The sequence below is a fragment of the Sphingomonas sp. Leaf242 genome (assembly GCF_001422045.1).
Classification (GTDB): domain Bacteria; phylum Pseudomonadota; class Alphaproteobacteria; order Sphingomonadales; family Sphingomonadaceae; genus Sphingomonas.
In genome coordinates, this window is record NZ_LMLW01000001.1 from 817,506 (window position 1) to 838,783 (window position 21,278).

The following is a 21,278-nucleotide window of genomic DNA, read 5'->3' on the forward strand; positions in this document are numbered from 1 at the left end:
TATGTCGAAGAGCTTCTGGGCGAAGCCGACGCGGCCGATCCCACGACCGGCGATGTCACGATCCAGAACTACACGATCAACTTCGGTCCGCAGCATCCGGCCGCGCACGGCGTGCTCCGTCTGGTCATGGAACTCGACGGCGAGATCGTCGAGCGCGTCGATCCGCATGTCGGCCTGCTCCACCGCGGCACCGAGAAGCTGATCGAGTACAAGACCTACACGCAGGCTCTGCCGTATTTCGATCGTCTCGATTATTGCTCGCCTTTGTGCATGGAGCATAGCTGGGTGCTCGCGGTCGAGAAGCTGCTCGATCTCGAAGTCCCCGAGCGCGCGCAGTATCTGCGAGTGTTCTTTGCCGAGCTGACGCGCATCTCGAACCACATGCTCAATCTCGGTTCGCACGTCATGGACGTGGGTGCGATGACGCCGAACCTTTGGCTGTTCGAGATCCGCGAAGACTGCATGAACTTCTTCGAGCGTGTCTCCGGCGCGCGCATGCATTCCAACTATTTCCGTCCGGGCGGCGTGCATCAGGATGCGCCGTTGAAGCTGCTCGCCGACATCGGCGACTGGCTCGACACGCGGCTGCCGCGGCTGTTCGAGGATGCGATCTCGCTCGTCGCGGACAACCGCATCTTCAAGCAGCGCAACGTCGACATCGCCGTGGTCAGCCGCGACGACGCGATCAAGTGGGGCTTTTCCGGCCCGATGATCCGCGGCTCGGGTATCGCCTGGGATCTGCGCAAGTCGCAGCCCTATGACGCCTATGCCAAGATGGACTTCGAGGTGCCGGTCGGCACGCGTGGCGATTGCTACGACCGGTTCATGGTCCGCGTCGAGGAAGTGCGTCAGTCGGCACGGATCATGAAGCAGTGCCTGCGCGACATGCCCGAGGGGCCGATCGCATCGCTCGACCGCAAGGTCGTGCCGCCCAAGCGTGGCGAGATGAAGCAGTCGATGGAAGCGCTGATCCATCACTTCAAGCTCTACACCGAGGGCTTCCACGTACCCGCCGGCGACGTCTATGTCGCGACCGAAAGCCCCAAGGGTGAGTTCGGCGTGTATCTGGTCGCCGATGGCTCGAACAAGCCGTACCGCTGCAAGATCCGCCCGACCGCGTTCTCGCATCTGCAAGCCATGGACTTCATGGCGAAGGGCCACATGCTGGCGGATACGACTGCGATCCTCGGTGCGATGGATATCGTTTTTGGTGAATGTGACCGCTGATGGCTGAAGCTCCGAAAATTCCCGATGAGGCCGAGGCCCGCGCACGCTGGGGCTCTTTCGCGTGGACGGAAGAGAACCAGGTGAAGGCGAACGAGATTCTCGGGCGCTATCCCAAGGGTCGCGAGCAGTCGGCGTCGATCCCGTTGCTCGACTTGGCGCAGCGCCAGGTCGGTGCGGAAACGCAGACGCAGGGCTGGTTGCCGGTGCCGGTGATCGAGTTCGTCGCGCGCCAGATCAGCGTGCCGTACATGCGCGTGTATGAGGTCGTGACCTTCTACACGATGTTCAATCTGGCGCCGGTCGGCCGCTTCCACGTTCAGGTTTGCGGCACCACGCCGTGCATGCTGCGCGGGTCGGACGACGTTCTCGCCGCGTGCAAGAACCGCGGGCTGGTCAAGGGTGGCACGACGCCGGACGGCATGTTCACGCTGACCGAGGTCGAGTGCCTGGGCACGTGCGCGAATGCGCCGATGGTGCAGATCAACGACGATAACTTCGAAGACCTCGATTACGACAAGACGACCGAGATCCTCGAGGCGCTGGCCAATGGCGGGCACCCGACGCCGGGTCCGCAATTCGGTCGCCGCGCGAGCTGCCCCGAAGGCGGCCCGACGTCGCTGAAGGCGATGGTCGACGCGAACCACGATTACCGGGGGGAGTGGGCCTGATGCTCGCCGACAAGGACCGCATTTTTACCAACGTCTACGGTTTCCAGCCGTGGAATATCGACGCGGCGATCATGCGCGGCGATTGGGACAATACCAAGGACCTGATGGCACTCGGCCAGGACGCGATCATCGACGTGATGAAGGCGTCGGGGCTGCGCGGCCGAGGCGGTGCGGGTTTCCCGACCGGCACCAAATGGTCGTTCATGCCGAAGGAGCCAAAGCCGGACCGGCCGAACTTCCTCGTCATCAATGCCGATGAATCCGAGCCGGGCAGCTGCAAGGATCGCGAGATCATCCGCCACGATCCGCACAAGCTGATCGAGGGCGCGCTGATAGCCGGGTTCGCGATGCGCGCGCGCGCCGCGTACATCTACATCCGCGGCGAGTATATCCGCGAGGCCGAGACGCTGTTCGCGGCCGTCGCCGAGGCGTATGACCGCGGCTTCATCGGCAAGAATGCGTGCGGGTCTGGCTACGACTTCGACGTGTTCGTGCACCGTGGTGCTGGCGCCTACATTTGCGGCGAAGAGACCGCGATGCTGGAGAGCCTCGAAGGGAAGAAGGGCCAGCCGCGGCTGAAGCCTCCATTCCCGGCGGGTGCCGGTCTTTATGGCTGCCCGACGACCGTCAACAATGTGGAATCGATCGCGGTCGCGCCGACGATCCTGCGGCGTGGCGCGGCGTGGTTCTCCAGCTTGGGCGCGGAGAATAACCGCGGCACCAAGCTTTTCCAGATCAGCGGCCATGTGAATAAGCCGTGCGTCGTCGAGGAGGAGATGAGCATCTCGTTCCGCGACCTGATCGAGACGCATTGCGGTGGCATCCGTGGCGGCTGGGACAATCTGCTCGCGGTGATCCCCGGTGGCTCTTCGGTGCCGCTCGTGCCTGCCGCGCAGATCATGGACTGCGCGATGGATTTCGACGGCCTGAAGGCGGTCGGTTCGGGCCTCGGCACCGCGGCGATCATCGTCATGGACAAGTCGACCGACATCGTCCGCGCGATCAGCCGCATCTCGTACTTCTACAAGCATGAGAGCTGCGGCCAGTGCACGCCGTGCCGCGAAGGCACCGGCTGGATGTGGCGCGTGATGGAGCGGATGCGCACCGGCGACGCCGAGCTGTCCGAGATCGACATGCTCCAGCAAGTCACCAAGCAGGTCGAGGGTCACTCGATCTGCGCACTGGGCGACGCAGCCGCATGGCCGATCCAGGGCCTGATCAAGCATTTTCGCCCCGAGATGGAGCGCCGTATCCGTGAGCGCGGTGGCGACACCGCGCCGATGATGGAAGCCGCAGAGTAATGCCCTTAGTCAAAGTCGATGGCGTAGAGATCGAGGTGCCCCAGGGCGCCACCGTGCTGCAGGCGTGCGAGCTTGCCGGCAAGGAGATCCCGCGTTTCTGTTATCATGAGCGGCTGAGTATCGCCGGCAATTGCCGGATGTGCCTGGTCGAGGTGAAGCCTGGTCCGCCCAAGCCGCAGGCGTCATGCGCGCTGCCGGCGGCGGACAAGCAGGAGATCTTCACCAACTCGCCGATGGTGAAGAATGCCCGCGAGGGCATCATGGAATTCCTGCTGATCAACCATCCGCTCGATTGCCCGATCTGCGATCAGGGCGGCGAGTGCGATCTTCAGGACCAGTCCGTCGCTTACGGCCGCGGCCATTCGCGCTACGACGAGAACAAGCGCGCGGTCACCGAGAAGTATATGGGCCCGATCGTCAAGACGGTCATGACCCGCTGCATCCAGTGCACGCGCTGCATCCGGTTCGCCGAGGAAGTGTCCGGCGTCGAGGAGATCGGTGCGATCTTCCGCGGCGAGGACATGCAGATCACCTCGTATCTCGAGAATGCGGTCAAGAGCGAGCTGAGCGGCAACGTCGTCGATTTGTGCCCGGTCGGTGCGCTGACGTCGAAGCCGTATGCGTTCGAGGCGCGTCCGTGGGAATTGCGCAAGACGCTGACGATCGACGTGATGGATGCGGTCGGCACCAACATCCGGCTCGACAGCCGTGGTCGTCAGGTGCTGCGTTGCGTGCCGCGGATCAACGAGGACGTGAACGAGGAGTGGGCGACCGACAAGACGCGCCACGCGATCGACGGTCTCGTGCGTCGTCGTCTCGACAAGCCTTATGTCCGGGTGAACGGCAAGCTGGTTCCCGCGACGTGGGACGAGGCTTTCGCAGCGATCAAGGCTGTGAACGCCGGGTCGAGCGTCGCGGCTGTTGCTGGCGATCTGGTCGATTGCGAGACGATGTACGCCGCGAAGGCGCTGCTCGCGAAGATGGGGTCGAGCCTGCTCGAAGGCCGTCAGACCGGCATGGACTATGACGCAACGAGCATCGCTGCGGTCAATTTCAACACGACGATCGCTGGCACCGAGCGTGCCGATGCGATCCTGCTGGTGGGCACCAACCTGCGCTGGGAAGCGCCGCTGGTGAACACGCGGGTGCGGAAAGCAATCAAGAAGGGCGCGAAGGTCTTCGCGATCGGGCCGGAGACGGACCTGACGTACAAGGTCGAGTGGCTCGGCGACGATCTCGCGATGCTCGGCGCTCTGCCTGAGGCGGTGACCGAGGCGTTTGGCAAGGCCGAGCGTCCGATGGTGATCGTCGGTGGCGGCGCGCTGAAGGGTGGCCATGCGGCTGCACTGAAGCTCGTCGATACGCTGGGTCTCGTCAAGGCGGACTGGAACGGCTTCAACGTCGCCCACATGGCGGCCTCGCGGATGGGCGGACTGATGCTCGGCTATGCGCAGAAGGGCGGCATCGCTGACGTGATGGGAGCGAAGCTCGGCTTCTTCCTTGGCGCGGACGAGGTCGATTATTCGAAGTTCGCCGGCTTCAAGGTGTTCGTGGGGCATCACGGCGACAAGGGTGCGGCGGCTGCCGACGTCATCCTGCCGGGTGTCACCTATGCCGAGAAGTCGGGGACGTGGGTCAATCTCGAGGGCCGTGTCCAGCGCGGCGAGCGCGCTGTGTTCGCACCCGGCGACGCACGTGACGACTGGTCGATCTTCCGTGCGCTGTCCGACACGCTCGGCCACACGCTGCCGTTCGACAGCTTCGAGGGTCTGCGCGAGGAAATGTACGCGGACGTGCCTGCGCTGCGTCATCAGGCGCTCGCGACGTTCGAGTGGAACCCGCCTTCGCTCAACGGTGCAGGTGAGGGCGTTCTCGCCGGCTATCCGATCAAGGACTTCTACCTGACCAACGCGATCTGCCGTGCGTCGCCGACGATGCAGCGCTGCTCGGCCGAACTTCTCCACGGGGAAGATTACGCGGAGGCAGCCGAATGATCTCCTGGTTCGAATCCTCGCTCGGTTACGACTGGGCGTTCGTCCTCGCGACGATCATAGACATCCTCGTGATCGCGCTGCCGCTGATGCTGGCGGTGGCGATGATCATCTATGCTGACCGCAAGATCTGGGCGGCGATGGCGTTGCGGCGTGGCCCGAACGTCGTCGGGCCCTTCGGTCTGCTCCAGAGCTTTGCCGATGGCCTGAAGGTGTTTTTGCAGGAGACTATCGTCCCCGCAGCCGCCAACCGCACGCTGTTCCTGCTGGCACCGATCATCACCTTCACGGTCGCGCTGATCGTCTGGGCGGTGGTGCCGTTCGGGGTCGGCGTCGTGCTTGCGGACATCAACGTCGGGCTGCTCTACGTACTCGCGGCGTCGTCGCTCGGCGTCTACGGGATCATCCTGTCGGGCTGGGCGTCGAACTCGAAATACCCATTCTACTCGGCGCTTCGTGCGGCCGCGCAGATGGTGTCGTATGAAGTCGCGATCGGCTTCATCCTGATTTCGGTCGTGCTGTGGACCGGCAGCTTCAACCTGTCGGCGATCGTGATGGCGCAGAAGTCGCACGTCTGGTTCTTCAACGGGTACATCCTGAACCCGCTAATGTTCCCGATGGCGGTGATGTTCTTCATCTCGTCGCTGGCCGAGACGCAGCGTGCGCCGTTCGATCTGACCGAGGCGGAGAGCGAGCTCGTCGCCGGGTACCAGACCGAATATTCGTCGATGTCGTTCGCGCTGTTCTGGCTCGGCGAGTATGCGAACGTGCTGCTGATGTGCGCGCTCAACGCGACGCTGTTCTGGGGCGGCTGGCTGCCCCCGGTCGACTGGGCGCCGTTGTACTACGTGCCAGGGATCATCTGGCTGTTCGCCAAGATCCTGTTCTTCTTCTTCCTGTTCAGCTGGGTGAAGGCGACCGTGCCGCGCTATCGCTACGATCAGCTGATGCGGCTTGGCTGGAAGGTCTTCCTCCCCGTCTCGCTGTTCTGGGTTTTCCTCGTGTCGGGCTATCTCATGCTGACGCGCGTTGGAGTGGGTTCATGAGCGTCGCTCAGATCATCAAGTCGTTTACCCTGTGGGAATTCGTGAAGGCGCACGCGTTGACGCTTCGCTATTTCTTCAAGGAAAAGGCGACGATCAACTATCCGTACGAGCGCAATCCGGTATCGCCACGGTTCCGCGGCGAGCATGCGCTGCGTCGCTATCCGAATGGCGAGGAGCGGTGCATCGCGTGCAAGCTGTGCGAGGCCGTGTGCCCCGCGCAGGCGATCACGATCGAAGCCGAGCCGCGTGACGACGGTTCGCGCCGCACCACGCGCTACGACATCGACATGACCAAGTGCATCTACTGCGGTCTATGTGCCGAGGCCTGCCCGGTGGATGCGATCGTCGAGGGACCGAACTACGAGTTCGCCACCGAGACGCGCGAAGAGCTGATCTACGACAAGTCGAAGCTGCTCGATAATGGCGACCGTTGGGAAAGCGCGATCGCGGCGAACCTTGCCGCCGATGCGCCGTACCGTTAATGGCGCGCTCATTCTTCTCGTGGGCGTCTAAGGGGCCGCAATCGTGATTCAGGCCTTAGCCTTCTACCTTTTCGCCTTCGTCGTCGTCCTGTCGGGCGCACTGACGATCGCGTCGCGCAACCCGGTCCATTCGGTGATGTGGCTGATCCTCGCGTTCTTCAACGCGGCCGGCCTCATGATCCTGGTCGGTGCCGAGTTCATCGCGATGTTGCTCGTCATCGTATATGTGGGCGCCGTCGCGGTGCTGTTCCTGTTCGTGGTCATGATGCTCGACATCGACTTCACCGAACTGCGCGCAGGCGTCGCGCGGTATTTCGGGATCGGTCTCGCACTCGCCGTCGCACTCGCCGCTGAGGTGATGATCGCGATCGGCGCATGGCGCACGGGTCCGATCCAGCTCGCGCGGCGTGCCGCACCGATCGACGACACCGTGCCCAATATCCAGGCGATCGGTAACCTGCTCTACACGCGCTATCTGTTCGTGTTTGAGGGTGCCGGCTTGGTGCTGCTCGTCGCGATGATCGGTGCGATTGTCCTGACCCACCGCCAGCGCGGCGGCGTCAAGGCGCAGAACATCAGCCGCCAGAACGCGCGCCGTCCACAGGACGCCACGCGCAACACGAGCCCGGTCGTCGGGCAGGGAGTCGAACTGTGACGATCGGTCTCGTCCATTATCTGGTCGTCGCGGCGATCCTGTTCACGATGGGGGTGCTCGGCATCTTCCTGAACCGCAAGAACCTCATCGTCATCCTGATGGCGATCGAGCTGATTCTGCTGGCGGTGAACATCAATCTCGTCGCGTTTTCGGCGTTCCTTCACGATCTCGTCGGACAGGTGTTCGCGATGTTCGTGCTGACGGTCGCTGCGGGTGAAGCCGCGATCGGCCTCGCCATTCTCGTGATCTATTTCCGCGGTCGCGGCACCATCGCGGTCGACGACGTCAACCGGATGAAGGGGTAATACGGTTGATCCAGCTTATCGTCTTCCTGCCGTTACTGGCCGCGATCGTTGCCGGGTTCGGCAATCGCGCGATCGGCAACGTGCCGGCGAAACTCGTCACGACGGCTGCGCTGTTCGGCTCGTGCCTGTTGTCCTGGCCGATCTTCATCGGCTTCCTGTCGGGCACTAGCACGGCCACCGTCGCGCCACTGCTCGACTTCATCCACTCCGGCGACATGAACGTCGCGTGGTCGTTGCGCGTCGACGCGCTGACCGCGGTGATGCTCGTGGTCGTCACGTCGGTCTCGGCGCTCGTCCATCTGTATAGCTGGGGCTATATGGACGAGGATCCCGACCAGCCGCGCTTCTTCGCGTATCTGTCGCTGTTCACCTTCGCGATGCTGATGCTCGTGACCGCGAACAACCTCGTCCAGATGTTCTTCGGCTGGGAAGGCGTGGGTCTCGCATCCTACCTCCTGATCGGCTTCTGGTTCCGCAAGCCTTCCGCAAGCGCGGCCGCGATCAAGGCGTTCGTCGTCAACCGCGTCGGCGATCTCGGCTTCATGCTCGGTATCTTCGGCACGTTCCTGGTGTTCGGCACGGTCTCGATCCCCGAGATCCTCGCCGCAGCGCCCGGTATGGCGGGCTCGACGCTCGGCTTCCTCGGCTACCGCTTCGACACGATGACGGTGCTCTGTCTGCTGCTGTTCGTCGGCGCTATGGGCAAGTCGGCGCAGCTCGGCCTGCACACCTGGTTGCCGGACGCGATGGAAGGCCCGACCCCGGTGTCGGCGCTGATCCACGCGGCGACGATGGTTACGGCCGGCGTCTTCATGGTCTGCCGCCTGTCGCCGATGTTCGAGATGAGCCCGGTCGCGCTGACCGTGGTCACCTCGGTCGGTGCCGCGACCTGCCTGTTCGCGGCGACTTGCGGTCTCGTACAGACCGACATCAAGCGCGTGATCGCGTATTCGACCTGTTCGCAGCTCGGCTACATGTTCTTCGCAGCTGGTGTCGGCGCGTACGGCGCGGCGATGTTCCACCTCTTCACGCACGCGTTCTTCAAGGCGCTGCTGTTCCTCGGTGCCGGCTCGGTCATCCATGCGATGCACCACGAGCAGGACATGCGGTACTATGGCGGCCTGCGTAAGAAGATCCCGGTGACGTTCTGGGCGATGATGGCGGGTACGCTCGCGATCACCGGCGTCGGCATCCCCGGTATCTTCGGCAACACCGCGATCGGTTTCGCCGGCTTCCATTCGAAGGATGCGATCATCGAGGCGAGCTGGGCTGCGGGTCAGCCGGGCGTGTGGTTCGTCGGCGTGCTCGTCGCATTGCTGACCAGCTTCTATTCGTGGCGCGTGATGTTCCTGACCTTCTGGGGCAAGCCGCGCTGGGCCGCATCGGAGCACATCCAGCATGCGCTCCACGACGCTCATGGTCATGACGATCATGCACACGACGCGCATCATGCGGATGACCATCATGCGAACCCGGCTCAGGCCGAGGACGCAGGTCACGCGCCGCACGATCACCACGACGCAACGCATGCACCGGCCGAGGGCGATGGCGGGTATCACCCGCATGAGAGCCCGCTGCCGATGCTGATCCCGCTGATCGTCCTGTCGATCGGTGCGGTGCTTGCCGGCTTCGTGTTCCACGGCTTCTTCATCGAGCCGACCGCAGGCGAAGAGTTCTGGAAGGGCGCACTCGCGTTCCGCGAACATCTGATGCACGAGATGCACGGCGTGCCGTTGCTGATCAAGCTGTCGGCGACGATCGCGATGCTGCTCGGCCTGCTGACCGCCTGGTATGCCTATATCAAGGCACCGACGTTCCCGGCCAAGGTCGTCGAACAGTTCGGCGTGCTCTACGACTTCCTGCTGCATAAGTGGTATTTCGACGAGCTGTACGACCTGATCTTCGTTCGCCCCGCGTTCGCGATCGGCCGCTTCCTGTGGCACCGCGGCGACGAGAAGACGATCAACCGGTTCGGGCCTGACGGCGCGACCTGGGTCGTCCAGATCGGCAGCCGCGTGGCCAACCGCTTCCAGACGGGATACCTCTACACCTATGCCTTCGTCATGCTGATCGGGCTGACCGCAGCCGTAACCTGGGCGATCGGACTGTAATGACCGGCTTTCCTATCCTCTCCGTCCTGATCGCGGTCCCGATGATCGCGGCTGTCGTGTGCCTGTTCGTCTCGGCGAACAGGGCGCGGATGCTGGCGCTCGCGGCAACGCTGATCGACTTCGTTCTCGGCATCATGCTGTGGATGAACTACGATATCGGCGGCGCGCAGTGGCAGTTCGTCGAGCATGCTCCCGGCATTTTCGGTCCGTTCGGCTGGTCGCTCGGCATCGACGGCTTCGCGCTGATGCTGATCATGCTCAGCGTTTTCCTGATGCCGATCTGCATCGGTGCCAGCTGGCGCTCGATCACGACCCGCGTGCCCGAATACATGGCGGCGTTCCTGTTCACCGAAGTGCTGATGATCGGCACGTTCGCGGCGCAGGACCTGTTCCTGTTCTACGTGTTCTTCGAAGCCGGCCTGATCCCGATGTACCTGATCATCGGCATCTGGGGCGGTGCGAACCGGATCTACGCGTCGTACAAGTTCTTCCTGTACACGCTCCTCGGCTCGGTCCTGATGTTCATCGCGATGCTCTACATGGCGAAGACCGCGGGCACGACCAGCATCCCGGCGCTGATGAACTACGACTTCCCGGCGCACGTCCAGACGTGGCTGTGGCTGGCGTTCTTCGCTTCGTTCGCGGTCAAGATGCCGATGTGGCCGGTCCACACCTGGTTGCCCGACGCGCACGTCCAGGCGCCGACCGCAGGCTCGGTGATCCTGGCGGGCGTGCTGCTGAAGCTCGGCGGATACGGCTTCCTGCGCTTCCTGCTGCCGATGTTTCCCGAAGCCTCGGGCCAGCTGACCTGGCTGATCTTCGGGCTGTCGGCGGTCGCGGTGATCTACACCTCGCTTGTCGCGCTCGTGCAGTCGGACATGAAGAAGCTGATCGCCTATTCGTCGGTCGCGCATATGGCGATCGTCACGATTGGCCTGTTCGCGTTCAACCGGCAGGGCATCGAGGGTGCGATGATCATGATGCTGAGCCACGGCCTGGTATCGGGCGCGTTGTTCCTGTGCGTCGGCGTGATCTACGACCAGCTCCATACCCGCGAGATCTCGCGCTATGGTGGCCTCGCGATCAACATGCCGAAGTACGCGATCTTCTTCCTGTTCTTCACGATGGCCTCGATCGGCCTGCCGGGCACCAGCGGCTTCGTCGCCGAGTTCCTGTCGCTGATGGGCACGTATCAGGTCTCGACCTGGACCGCGTTGCTCTGCACGACGAGCATCATCCTCGGCGCCGCGTACATGCTGTTCCTGTATCGTCGCGTCGTATTCGGCGAGATCAAGTCGGACGACGTCCGTGCGATGGTCGACCTGTCGGGCCGCGAGATGTGGTTGCTCGCGCCGATCGCAGCCGTCGTGCTGTGGATGGGCGTGTATCCCGAGAGCTTCCTGGCACCGATGCGCAAGGACGTGGGCGTGCTTCTCGCCCGTGTCGACCGCGCCAAGCCGGCCAGCGATTCCAACCCAACCGCGGGGAAGCCCGCCGCAACCGTCCATAGTGCCGCGCACGGGGAGGCACACTGATGGATTACGCCGCTAACATCGCAATGACGCTGCCCGAACTGGTGCTGGCGTTGGGTGCGATCGCCCTGATGCTTGTCTCGGCCTGGGGCGGGGACAAGTCCACGCGCGCCGTCTCGATCGCTGCCGTCTTCGTACTGGTCGGGGCAGGGATCGCATTGGTCGGTCCGGCCTCGTCGGGTGGCTACGCGTTCGACGGCCTGTACCGCGCAGACGCGTTCGGCGCGTTCGCCAAGGTACTGATCTACATCGCCTCGGCGGTTGCGATCGTCATGGCGCCGAGCTTCTTCGCGCGTACGCACGGCGACGATCTGCGTCCGGAATATCCGGTGCTGATTCTGCTGTCGGCATGCGGCATGGGAATCATGGTTTCGGCCACCGACATGCTGACGCTGTATGTGGGTCTCGAACTCCAGAGCCTTGCAGCATACGTCCTCGCCAGCTTCATGCGGCGCGACGGGCGTTCGGCGGAAGCCGGCCTGAAGTATTTCGTGCTCGGCGCGCTCGCCAGCGGCATCCTGCTGTACGGCATCTCGCTGGTCTACGGGTTCAGCGGTACGACGTTGTTCTCGGGCATCTCGGAAGCCTATGCGGGCACCAAGTCGCTTGGCCTGCTGTTCGGTCTGGTGTTCGTGTTCGCTGGCCTTGCGTTCAAGATCAGCGCGGTGCCGTTCCACATGTGGACGCCCGACGTGTATGAAGGCGCACCGACCCCGGTCACCGCGTTCTTCGCGTCCGCCCCCAAGGTCGCGGCGCTTGCGCTCAGCGTCCGCGTGGCGGTCGATGCGATGGGGCCGGCGACCGACCAGTGGCGCCAGATCGTGATCTTCGCGGCACTCGCCTCGATCATCCTCGGTGCGGTCGCAGCGATCGGCCAGACCAACATCAAGCGCCTGCTCGCCTATTCGTCGATCAATAACGTCGGCTTCGCGCTGATCGGTCTCGCGGCCGGAACGCCCGAAGGCGTTTCGGGCGTGCTGATGTACCTGACGATCTACGTCGCGATGACGCTCGGATCGTTCCTGGTCGTGCTGCAGATGCGTGGTGACGACGGGCAGCCGGTCGAGACGATCGACAGCCTCGCCGGCATGTCGCGGACGCGGCCTGCACTGGCCGCGGCGCTCGCGATTTTCATGTTCAGCCTTGCCGGCATCCCGCCGCTGTTCGGCTTCTACGCGAAGTTCGCGGTATTCAGCGCAGCAGTCGACGCGGGGCTGTTCCCGCTCGCGGTGGTCGGCATCGCGGCTTCGGTGATCGGCGCGTATTATTACCTGCGCGTCGTCAAGACGATGTACTTTGACGATCCGGCACCAGCGTTCGCGCCGATGGAGAGCAAGGTCGAGGGTGGCCTGATCGCCATCGCCGCGGTGTTCGTGTCGCCAGCCGGCTACCTCCTCATCCCCGTGCTAGGCGCGTGGACGATGGCGGCCGCACGGGCGTTGTTCTGAGCATCATCCGCACCGTCGCGGAGACAGGATCGACCAACGCCGACCTGCTGGAGCTTGCACGCGGTGGCGCTGAGGACGGTCTCTGGTTGCGTGCCATCCGCCAAACGGCGGGGCGGGGGCGGCTCGGGCGTGAATGGTCGTCGCCCGAGGGTAACCTCTACGCCAGCACGCTCGTCCGGTTGCGGCCGAGCGATCCTCCCGCGGCGAGCCTCGCGCTGGTCGCCGCGGTCGCCTTGCAGGAAACCGTGTCGACGTTCCTCGTCGCCGGGATCTGCCAGGGCACGACGGATGCGAGCGAGACGCTGGTCCTGAAATGGCCGAACGACTTGCTGCTCGCGGACGCCAAGCTGTCGGGCATCCTGCTTGAACGTGCGGATGACGCGGTGATCGTCGGCTACGGCGTCAACATCGCGCATCATCCCGATCTGCCCGATCGTGCGACGACCGATCTTGCCGCGCACGGCGTTGTGGTCGAACCTGCGATGTTCCTCGACATTCTCGCCGACAGTTTCGCGCGCTGGATCGGCCGCTGGCGCACCGAGGGCATTGCCCCCGTCCGCGAGCGCTGGGTCGATTGCGCGCACCCGGCGGGCACAGCGCTGACCGCTCGGCTTCCCGATGGCAGCGGCATCGACGGCCTGTTCGTCGGGCTCGACACCGACGGCGCGCTGATCCTCCGCTTGGCGTCTGGCGAGCGGCGTGTCATTCACGCTGCCGACGTCTTCTTGCTTTGAGGCCCCGCTGATGCTGCTCGCGATCGATGCCGGCAATACCAATGTCGTGTTCGCGCTCGTCGAGAGCGGTGAGATCGTCGCACGTTGGCGGATCGCGACCGATCCTCGGCGCACGGCGGACGAGTATGCGGTGTGGTTGAGCCAGCTGATGCAGCTTGGCGGGCATGATCGTAATGCGGTCGAGGGCGTGATCGTCGCCACCGTCGTCCCCCGTGCGCTCCACAACCTCCAGGTGCTTGCGACGAAATATTTCAGCACCGAAGCATTGATCGCCGGCCATGCGCCGGTCGAATGGGGCATTGCGATCGACGTCGATGAGCCTGCTTCGCTGGGTGCCGATCGCGCGGTCAACACGATCGCTGCGCATGCGCTGCATCCCGGCGACCTCATCGTGATCGATTTCGGCACCGCGACCACGTTCGACGTCGTCGACTATAGCGGCGCGTACAAGGGCGGGATCATCGCGCCGGGGATCAACCTGTCGCTCGACGCGCTGGTAACCGCCGCGGCGAAACTCCCGCGGATCGCGATCGAGGCACCGACGGATACCAGCGTGATCGGGCTCAACACCGTCTCGCAGATGCACATCGGCATCTATTGGGGTTATGTCGCGATGATCGAGGGGCTGGTGGCGCGGATGAAGCGCGAGATCGGCCGCCCCGTGAAGGTCGTCGCTACCGGCGGCCTTGCCACATTATTCGAGAAACAGACCGACGTGTTCGACGTCATCGAAGCCGACCTGACGATCCAGGGGCTGGCGATGATGTGGGATCGTCACCATATCTAGGGCCATTGGGCTCGCGCCGACCGGCCTGCGGGCCATATTCCTGTATAATCCTGAAAGTAATCAATGACTCCGAAGAACGAACTCCTTTTCTGTGGCCTTGGCGGCTCCGGCGAAATCGGCATGAACGTCAACCTGTACGGCTGCCAGGGCAAGTGGGTGATGGTCGATCTCGGCATCACCTTCGCCGATCCGCAATATCCCGGCGTCGACGTGATCCTGCCCGACCTGTCCTTTATCGAGGACCGGATCGACGACCTGCTCGGCATCGTCATCACGCATGGTCATGAAGATCACATCGGCTCGTTGCCGTACCTCGCCGAGGATCTCGGCGTGCCGATCTATGCGACGCCGTTCACGATGGGCCTGATCCGCGGCAAGCTCGAGGAAGAGGGCATCGCCAACCGCGTGAAGCTCAAGATGATCCCGATGGGCGGCAATTTCCAGCTCGGGCCGTTCGGCTTCACCTTCGTCGAGATGTCGCATTCGATTCCGGAAGCGAACGCGCTGCTGATCGACACGCCTTACGGTCGCGTGTTCCACACCGGCGACTGGAAGCTCGATGCGAACCCGGTGATCGGCAATCCGACCAAGCCCGAGGGCTTCATGGCGATCGGCGACAAGGGCGTCGACGTCCTCGTCTGCGATTCGACCAACATCTTCAACACCACGGCGTCGGGTAGCGAGAGCACCGTGCGGAAAGGTTTGTTCGAGGAGGTCAGCAAGGCCAAGGGCCGCGTGATGATCACGAGCTTCGCGTCGAACGCAGCGCGGCTGCACACGTTCGGCGAAGTCGCGAAGGAAACCGGGCGCAAGCTGTGCGTGACCGGCCGTTCGCTCGACCGGATCATCAAGGTGGCGCGCGCGACGGGCTATCTGAAGGATTTCCCCGACACGATCAGCCCCGACGAAGCGATGCGCCTGCCCAAGAACAAGGTGCTGATCATCGCCACCGGCGGCCAGGGCGAGGAGCGCGCGGCGCTCGCGCGCGTCGCCAATGGCCAGCACACGATCACGCTCGAGGCCGACGACACGGTGATCTTCTCGTCGAAGCAGATCCCCGGCAACGAGGTCCAGATCGGTCGCATCCAGAACACGCTGGCGGCCAAGGGCATCCGCATGATCACCGAGCGCCAGGCGCACGTCCATGTGTCGGGCCATCCGGGTCAGCCGGAACTCGCGCAGATGTACGACTGGCTGCGGCCGGAGGTGCTCGTGCCGACGCATGGCGAGATGCGCCACATGATGGAGCATGCGCGCTTTGGTCTCGAGCAGGGCATTCCGCGCGCGATCGTGCAGAGCAATGGCGACATCATTCGTCTGGCCCCCAAGGGCCCGGCGAAGATCGGCAACGCGACGGTCGGTCGTCTGGTGCTCGACGGCGACGTGATCCTGCCGGCGGACGGCGCGACTCTGAGCGAGCGGCGGAAGCTGGCGATCAACGGCCAGATTTCGGTCGGTGTCGCGCTCGGCAAGGACGGCCGGATGGTCGGCCAGCCGCAGGTTCGCGTGCAGGGCGTGCCGGTCGAGGAAGATCGTGCGGCGTTCATCGCCGATGCGGTCCAGGCGGCTGCCGACACGGTGCGCGGCGGCAAGCGCGAGAGCGAGAAGATGCGTGAGCAGATCCGTCTCGCGGTGCGCAAGGTCGCCAAGCGCTGGACGGGCAAGCAGCCGATCGTCGACGTGCTGCTGATCGAGGGCTGATCGGGTGCGCTGGACCTCGGCACTTGCGATCTACGTCCTGTTCTGGTCGTTCTCGGTGTTCCTGGTCCTGCCGTTCGGCGTGAAGACGACACGCGAGGTCGGGGGCGAACACGTCCCCGGCCAGGCCGAAAGCGCGCCGCACGAGTTTCGGTCTGGGCGGACGGCTTGGCGGGTGACCGTGGTCGCGACGGTGCTGTTCGTACTGTTCCAGCTTAACTATAATTACGGCTGGATCACGCCGCAGACGGTCGACCTGTTCGATCGCGGCAACATGGTCACGCGCTGAACGACCTAGCGATCCTCCCCCGCAAGGGGGAGGTGGCTGGCCCTTGCCAGACGGAGGGGGAGGTAAGCGCAAACATCTGTTGCGTGTTCCTCCCCCTCCGTCACTTCGCGCCACCTCCCCTTGCGGGGGAGGATCGTTACCCCGGCGACGCGGCTGAACCCGCCAACAACCCGCCATCGATATTGATCTCGGTCCCCGTAATATACGTCGCCTCGTCCGACGCGAGCATCACCGCCACCGCGGCCACCTCGTCCGGCATCCCGAACCGCTTCAACGGCGTATCCGCTACCAGAGCTGCCATCCGCGCCTCGCGGTCCGGCCCATCCCCAAGCATAGGCTCCCAGATCGGAGTTAGTATCGCGGCCGGGTGCACCGAGTTGCAGCGGATCTTCAGCCCCTGCTGCGCGCAATACAGCGCCACCGTCTTGCTGTGATTGCGGATCGCCGCCTTCGACGACGCATAGGCCGCGGCGAGGGGAATGCCGACCAGCCCGGATCGCGACGAGATGTTGATGATCGAGCCCGTGCCCGCCGCCTTCATCGCACCGATCGCATAGCGGCAGCCGAGGAACGTGCCGTCAAGGTTGACCGCATGGACCGCTCGCCAGTCCGACAAGGTCGCATGCTCGGGATCATGCGCGGTCATACCGTGCTCGAAGCCGGTGACGCCCGCATTGTTCACGAGCACATCGGCCGCCGGAACGACCGCCGCCAGGCGCTGCCAGTCGGCTTCTTCGCGGACGTCGAACTTTTCGAACCGGCAACCGATGGCCGCCGCAGTCTCGGCGCCGGCGGTTTCGTCGATATCGGTGAGAATGACGATCGCGCCCTCGGCATGGAAGCGCGCGGTGATCGCGCGGCCGATGCCACGCGCCGCGCCGGTGACGACGCAGATCTTGCTATTCAATCTTGGCATGTAAGCCTCGAATTTGAGTCCAGTCGGCGGATTTCTCCGCTGGCGAAGGCCGCGTTAGCGGTGGCGCTGGATCATTTCGTGGACTCCCGTTCCGATTTTTTAGCGCAGCCGCTCGATCGCCTGTGCCAGCGCGACGTACAGCTTGCCCATGTCCGACGACAGCAGCGTCACCCCGAGCGGCGAGCCGTCGCGCTGCGTCAGGATGGCGCGGAGCATCGCCTCGAAGTCGTGTATGTAGCGGTTGACCATGTCGCGGAATGCGTCGTCGTCGTCGTAGAGCGTTGCGATCGCGCGGACCTCGCTGGCGTCTAAGATGCGGACGGCACGGCGCGTGAATACGCCGCGGTCGCCTTTGAGGTACGCCCCCCAAGCGCTGTCGGAGATTTCCGGTGCGATCGCCTTGGTGATGTCGATCGAGGCCGAGTTCAGCGATTCGATCAGCAGGGACACGCGGCGCGCGAAGGTATCGCGTTCGGCTTCGTCGCGCTCGGCGCGTGCATCTTCGATCCGGGTTTCGACGATCGCGGTCTGGTCGACGATCGCCTGAACCTGATGCGAGAGCCGCTCGGTCGCCTGGGTCGCGGCGGCGACCGCAGCATCGGTGGTATCGATGATTGCGCGGACCTGCCGCTCGACGGTGTCGTTGGTCGCGCGGCGCATTGCATCTGCGCTGGCGGCTTCGAGCGCGGCCGCGGCTTCGGGAATGACCTTCGACAGCGTCTCGCGCGCCTTGTCGGCAGCGACGGCGGCGGTGTCGCGGACGCGGTGCAGCGCCTCGATCAACTGCGGTGCTGCGTCTTCGGCGAAGTGCTGCGTCCGGCCGATGGCCTCGTCGACCATCTGGCCGAGCGCATCCGCCTTCGCACGGCCGGTGTTGAGCGTGTTGAGCAGGTCGGTCGAGAGGTGGTCGAGCACGAGCCGCTGTTCGCCGATGACGCCGGCAATCGCCTCGATCGCGTCGTGCGTGCTTTCCGCCGCGGTGACCAGCGCGAGCAGTTCGGGGCGGGCGGAGACGACGATCGTCTTGCTGGCGAGCACATGCGAATCGAGCCGGCCAAGCGCTTCGGGCATCGTCTCGTCGATCTCCCGCGCGGCAGCATCGAGCGCGACCAGCAGCGTTTCGGTCGTGGCGATCGTCCGCTGCGCCATGTCGTCACCGGCGCGCAACGCCTCGGTCATCGCATCCGCCGAGCCGCCGAGCGCGCTGATCGACGCGGCGAGGCTTTGCGTGCGCTCGGTGCCGTGGCGGTGGAGCGCTTCGATCCGCGTTTCGACATCGCCGAGCCCGGTATGAAGGTCGTCGACGATCCGGTCGCCGGCGCTGCGTTGCAGGTCGAGACGGATCGCGACGCGTTCGATCGCGTCCTCGACGCTGGCGATCCGCTTGGCAAGCGCTTCGGCGCTGTCGCGGGCGGCGCTGTCGAGCGCGGCCTGGTTCGCGCCGACCAATGCCAGCATCGCGTCACCCTGCGCGGCGATGCCACGGCGCGAGTGATCGACGGCGTCGGCGGTGCGGTTGAGCAGCGCGTCGACCGCCGCGGACATGCCCTCGGTAACAGATTCGAGATGTGCGCCGGCGGTCTGGCTGGTCGCCTCCATGCGTACGATGTGTGCGGCGAGACGTTGCGCGGCCCCGCTCGCCATTGTGTCGGCCTCGCGGCCGCGTTCGGCGAGCGCGACGATCTGGGCATCGAGGGCCGCTGCGTGTTCGCTCGCCGACAGACCGGTACGTTCGAGCCGCTTGGCGACGTCGTCGATATCCGCCTGCGCGCGGGGAAGGGTGGCGATCAGGACGCCCAGGCTGGACTGCGCGCCCGCGGTCGATGTTGCGAGGTTGCGGGCATGCGCGGCGGCCTGGTCGATCTCCGAGGCCATGCCGCGACCGATAGCGGCAAGCTGTTCGGTCGCGCCATTGCCCATCAGCAGGAACGTATCGACCTGCTCGGCGAGCTGCGCGCGGTTGGCCTCGATCGTATTCGACAAGGCGGCGACGGTCCGCTCCAGGCTTGACGCCTCGTCGCGCATAGCCTGAGCCGTGACGCCGAACCGATACGCTTCGGCGCGGCTGGTCCGCATTGCGAGGAGCCAGATGATCCCGACAAGCGCCGGAACAACGCAGAGTGCGGCGACGAACTGGACGAGTGCGAGAGGTTCGATCGTCGCCAGCGCATTCCGTGCGAACCAGACCATGCCGAACAGCCACGCCAACACGCCGAAGATCGCAATCCCCGCAAACACTCGACCAAGTCCGCGTGCGGGATCATCCACCTCGAACGCTTCGAATGTTTCCTGATACGCGCTCTGGGGCATAGGGTCCGATACCGGTTCCATCACGATATCCGCGCGAATGGGATGGGCATTGCCTGCCGCCGCACGAAACCCGATCATTGGCGAACCCCCGTTCATGAGCTGTCGAAGTATCACGAAACGTGGCCGGACAAAACGTCTTCTGCAATCTTCCCTTAAGCATCCGTCCGGTAAGCAGGGCGATATGGCGTATGACCCCGGAGCAATCGATGCGACACTGGCGGCCGCGGTGGGTGACGAACCCATCCTGATCGCCGAGTTGCGAATCGCGTTCATCGAAAGCGCCGAACGGGCACTGACGGCGATGACGCTGGCGACCGACGTCGACGACTGGCGCGCCGCGGCGTGGCGGTTGAAGGGACTGGCCGCGAGCTTTGGCGCGATCCGGTTGATGACGATCGCGACCGTGGTCGCAGACGGCGATCCACGCGATGCCGAAGGCCTGAAGAAACTCCGCCGGGCCGTCGCCAGTCTTTGATCCCACGACGTTCGATCCGCGCTTTCAAGCGGATTGAGCCGTATCGAGGGGCGTTGCACCCGAACCCGGGCTTTGCAGGACGCTATCGACCGCCTAACAGCCGACGATGCTTGCCGGCCTATTATTTGCAATTCACGACGCGGACGATCGCCCCGATCGTCTGGCGGCCACGCTTCCGTTCAGCGGCGTAACCCTTATCGAGTATCAGGCGCGGTTGCTGATCGCCGCCGGCGTGGCGCAGGTGATCGTCGTCGTCGCGCGGATGACGCCCGAACTATTGGGCGCCATCAATCGGATCGGACGGCGCGGCGTCAGCGTCGATACCGTGCGTTCTGCGGCCGAGGCGGTCGAAAAGCTTCATCCGCTGGCGCGCGTGCTGATGCTCGGCGACGGACTCGTCACGACCGATGCGATCGTCAAGGCGATGGCCGCCGAAGAGGGCGATTGCCTGCTCGTCGTGCCGGAGGCCGATGCCGGGCCGGGGTTCGAGCGGGTCGGCGGCCAGATGGCATGGGCAGGTGTCGCGCGGCTCAGTGCGAGCCGGATCGCCGAAGTTGCGGGACTGCCGCAGGATTACGACCTGCAATCGTCGTTGTTGCGGTTCGCGGTCCAGTCGCGCGCGACGCAGGTGCTGTTGCCGACCGATGCGGTGCGCGGCGGACACGGCATCGAACGCCAGGCACGCACGCTGGAAGAGCGCGGACGCGCCGTGCTGATGACGATCGTGTCGGGCCGGCGCGGCTGGTTCGATCGGTTCGTGCTGGCGCCGATCGCGCGGCTTGCACTGCCATTGTTGGTCGATCGTGGCGCGGCGGGCGCAAGCGTCGGCGGGGCGGGGCTGGCGCTGGGCGTCGCTGGCCTGGTGACGATCGGGTTCGGTCTTGCCTCGACGGGGCTGGTGATCGCGCTGGTCGCCTGCGTCGCCTTGGCGCTCGGCTCGGTCCTGAGCGATCTTCGCGACGAGGCCCCACTTGCCCGGTGGCAGACGCTGGCGATCGGCGGCATCGCTGCGGCGTCGACCTTGGTCTTCGCGTTCATCGTCGCGGGACGTGCCGGCGAGAATACGGCGCTCGCGATCGGCACCGCATTGATCGCGATCGGCGGCCTTGCAGAGCGCGCTATTCTCGAACGCGATCGTCGGCTTTGGTGGGGGAGCCCGGCGGCCTATCTGCTGATCGTGGGCGCGTTCGCGTTGCTCGGGTTTCCCGTATTTGGGCTTGGTTTTGCTGCAGTATATGCGACTGCGACCCTGGCGGATGCGATCGAACGACTTCGTCGCGATCCTTAGGCCGACATTAACGAC

The 21,278-nt window shown here is 64.6% G+C and carries 19 protein-coding genes; 17 read left to right on the forward strand and 2 right to left on the reverse strand.

All coding sequences use genetic code 11. From position 1 onward, the window contains the following. The first annotated feature begins 15 nt into the window (after positions 1 to 15). The 15 genes from ASF09_RS03880 to ASF09_RS03950 all read left to right on the forward strand — a co-directional run bounded on the left by ASF09_RS03880 (position 16) and on the right by ASF09_RS03950 (position 16,274). On the forward strand, positions 16 to 1,227 hold the full coding sequence (locus tag ASF09_RS03880) for an NADH-quinone oxidoreductase subunit D (RefSeq protein WP_274705252.1): 1,212 nt from the start codon (positions 16 to 18) through the stop codon (positions 1,225 to 1,227). Then, entirely contained in the window at positions 1,227 to 1,895 is a 669-nt protein-coding gene (locus ASF09_RS03885) for a complex I 24 kDa subunit family protein (protein ID WP_060524706.1), read from the forward strand. The genes ASF09_RS03880 and ASF09_RS03885 overlap by 1 nt, the downstream gene beginning before the upstream one ends. Beyond that, positions 1,895 to 3,196, forward strand: a complete 1,302-nt coding sequence (gene nuoF, locus ASF09_RS03890) for an NADH-quinone oxidoreductase subunit NuoF (protein ID WP_060524991.1) — start codon at positions 1,895 to 1,897, stop codon at positions 3,194 to 3,196. Before ASF09_RS03885 ends, nuoF begins: the two co-directional genes overlap by 1 nt. Further along, positions 3,196 to 5,190 (forward strand): NADH-quinone oxidoreductase subunit NuoG, encoded by a 1,995-nt coding sequence (gene nuoG, locus ASF09_RS03895; protein WP_060524708.1) that lies wholly within the window; start codon positions 3,196 to 3,198, stop codon positions 5,188 to 5,190. The genes nuoF and nuoG overlap by 1 nt, the downstream gene beginning before the upstream one ends. Further along, entirely contained in the window at positions 5,187 to 6,233 is a 1,047-nt protein-coding gene (nuoH, locus tag ASF09_RS03900) for an NADH-quinone oxidoreductase subunit NuoH (protein WP_060524711.1), read from the forward strand. The genes nuoG and nuoH overlap by 4 nt, the downstream gene beginning before the upstream one ends. Further along, entirely contained in the window at positions 6,230 to 6,715 is a 486-nt protein-coding gene (nuoI, locus tag ASF09_RS03905) for an NADH-quinone oxidoreductase subunit NuoI (RefSeq protein ID WP_055877898.1), read from the forward strand. The genes nuoH and nuoI overlap by 4 nt, the downstream gene beginning before the upstream one ends. 43 nt (positions 6,716 to 6,758) lie before the next feature. Next, positions 6,759 to 7,370 (forward strand): NADH-quinone oxidoreductase subunit J, encoded by a 612-nt coding sequence (locus tag ASF09_RS03910; RefSeq protein WP_060524713.1) that lies wholly within the window; start codon positions 6,759 to 6,761, stop codon positions 7,368 to 7,370. Further along, positions 7,367 to 7,675 carry an NADH-quinone oxidoreductase subunit NuoK gene (gene nuoK, locus ASF09_RS03915; RefSeq protein ID WP_082441002.1) on the forward strand — a complete coding sequence of 103 codons (309 nt, stop codon included), beginning with the start codon at positions 7,367 to 7,369 and terminating at the stop codon, positions 7,673 to 7,675. The genes ASF09_RS03910 and nuoK overlap by 4 nt, the downstream gene beginning before the upstream one ends. Positions 7,676 to 7,680: 5 nt before the next feature. Then, positions 7,681 to 9,786 carry an NADH-quinone oxidoreductase subunit L gene (nuoL, locus tag ASF09_RS03920; RefSeq protein ID WP_060524715.1) on the forward strand — a complete coding sequence of 702 codons (2,106 nt, stop codon included), beginning with the start codon at positions 7,681 to 7,683 and terminating at the stop codon, positions 9,784 to 9,786. Further along, the gene (locus ASF09_RS03925; protein ID WP_060524717.1) at positions 9,786 to 11,321 is read left to right on the forward strand and encodes an NADH-quinone oxidoreductase subunit M; all 1,536 of its coding nucleotides are present in this window, start codon (positions 9,786 to 9,788) and stop codon (positions 11,319 to 11,321) included. The genes nuoL and ASF09_RS03925 overlap by 1 nt, the downstream gene beginning before the upstream one ends. Further along, entirely contained in the window at positions 11,321 to 12,766 is a 1,446-nt protein-coding gene (nuoN, locus tag ASF09_RS03930) for an NADH-quinone oxidoreductase subunit NuoN (protein WP_060524719.1), read from the forward strand. Before ASF09_RS03925 ends, nuoN begins: the two co-directional genes overlap by 1 nt. A gap of 2 nt (positions 12,767 to 12,768) precedes the next feature. After that, the gene (locus tag ASF09_RS03935; protein WP_060524993.1) at positions 12,769 to 13,500 is read left to right on the forward strand and encodes a biotin--[acetyl-CoA-carboxylase] ligase; all 732 of its coding nucleotides are present in this window, start codon (positions 12,769 to 12,771) and stop codon (positions 13,498 to 13,500) included. 10 nt (positions 13,501 to 13,510) lie between these two features. After that, the gene (locus ASF09_RS03940; RefSeq protein ID WP_060524721.1) at positions 13,511 to 14,287 is read left to right on the forward strand and encodes a type III pantothenate kinase; all 777 of its coding nucleotides are present in this window, start codon (positions 13,511 to 13,513) and stop codon (positions 14,285 to 14,287) included. Positions 14,288 to 14,350: 63 nt separating this feature from the next. After that, the gene (locus tag ASF09_RS03945) at positions 14,351 to 15,988 is read left to right on the forward strand and encodes a ribonuclease J (RefSeq protein ID WP_060524723.1); all 1,638 of its coding nucleotides are present in this window, start codon (positions 14,351 to 14,353) and stop codon (positions 15,986 to 15,988) included. 4 nt (positions 15,989 to 15,992) lie between these two features. Then, positions 15,993 to 16,274: a DUF1467 family protein gene (locus tag ASF09_RS03950; protein WP_060524725.1), complete on the forward strand. Its 282-nt coding sequence runs from the start codon at positions 15,993 to 15,995 to the stop codon at positions 16,272 to 16,274. Positions 16,275 to 16,410: 136 nt separating this feature from the next. Here ASF09_RS03950 and ASF09_RS03955 read toward each other — a convergent pair whose 3' ends face one another. After that, on the reverse strand, positions 16,411 to 17,190 hold the full coding sequence (locus tag ASF09_RS03955) for an SDR family oxidoreductase (protein ID WP_060524727.1): 780 nt from the start codon (positions 17,188 to 17,190) through the stop codon (positions 16,411 to 16,413). 99 nt (positions 17,191 to 17,289) lie between these two features. Beyond that, a complete protein-coding gene (locus ASF09_RS03960; RefSeq protein ID WP_235529568.1) occupies positions 17,290 to 19,578 on the reverse strand; it encodes a hypothetical protein in 2,289 nt (762 codons plus the stop codon). 103 nt (positions 19,579 to 19,681) lie between these two features. Between ASF09_RS03960 and ASF09_RS03965 the strand changes: the two genes are divergently transcribed. Next, positions 19,682 to 19,975 carry an Hpt domain-containing protein gene (locus tag ASF09_RS03965; protein ID WP_056048567.1) on the forward strand — a complete coding sequence of 98 codons (294 nt, stop codon included), beginning with the start codon at positions 19,682 to 19,684 and terminating at the stop codon, positions 19,973 to 19,975. Between the two features lie 106 nt (positions 19,976 to 20,081). Further along, positions 20,082 to 21,263, forward strand: a complete 1,182-nt coding sequence (locus ASF09_RS03970; RefSeq protein ID WP_060524731.1) for a hypothetical protein — start codon at positions 20,082 to 20,084, stop codon at positions 21,261 to 21,263. Positions 21,264 to 21,278: the final 15 nt, after the last annotated feature.

Coding starts and splice junctions, on each gene's coding strand:
- ASF09_RS03945 (WP_060524723.1), top strand. CDS start 14,351: ATGACTCCGAAGAACGAACTCCTTTTCTGTGGCCTTGGCGGCTCCGGC.
- nuoG (WP_060524708.1), top strand. CDS start 3,196: ATGCCCTTAGTCAAAGTCGATGGCGTAGAGATCGAGGTGCCCCAGGGC.
- ASF09_RS03925 (WP_060524717.1), top strand. CDS start 9,786: ATGACCGGCTTTCCTATCCTCTCCGTCCTGATCGCGGTCCCGATGATC.
- ASF09_RS03970 (WP_060524731.1), top strand. CDS start 20,082: ATGCTTGCCGGCCTATTATTTGCAATTCACGACGCGGACGATCGCCCC.
- nuoN (WP_060524719.1), top strand. CDS start 11,321: ATGGATTACGCCGCTAACATCGCAATGACGCTGCCCGAACTGGTGCTG.
- ASF09_RS03960 (WP_235529568.1), bottom strand. CDS start 19,578: ATGATCGGGTTTCGTGCGGCGGCAGGCAATGCCCATCCCATTCGCGCG.
- ASF09_RS03965 (WP_056048567.1), top strand. CDS start 19,682: ATGGCGTATGACCCCGGAGCAATCGATGCGACACTGGCGGCCGCGGTG.
- ASF09_RS03885 (WP_060524706.1), top strand. CDS start 1,227: ATGGCTGAAGCTCCGAAAATTCCCGATGAGGCCGAGGCCCGCGCACGC.
- ASF09_RS03955 (WP_060524727.1), bottom strand. CDS start 17,190: ATGCCAAGATTGAATAGCAAGATCTGCGTCGTCACCGGCGCGGCGCGT.
- nuoF (WP_060524991.1), top strand. CDS start 1,895: ATGCTCGCCGACAAGGACCGCATTTTTACCAACGTCTACGGTTTCCAG.
- nuoH (WP_060524711.1), top strand. CDS start 5,187: ATGATCTCCTGGTTCGAATCCTCGCTCGGTTACGACTGGGCGTTCGTC.
- nuoI (WP_055877898.1), top strand. CDS start 6,230: ATGAGCGTCGCTCAGATCATCAAGTCGTTTACCCTGTGGGAATTCGTG.
- ASF09_RS03940 (WP_060524721.1), top strand. CDS start 13,511: ATGCTGCTCGCGATCGATGCCGGCAATACCAATGTCGTGTTCGCGCTC.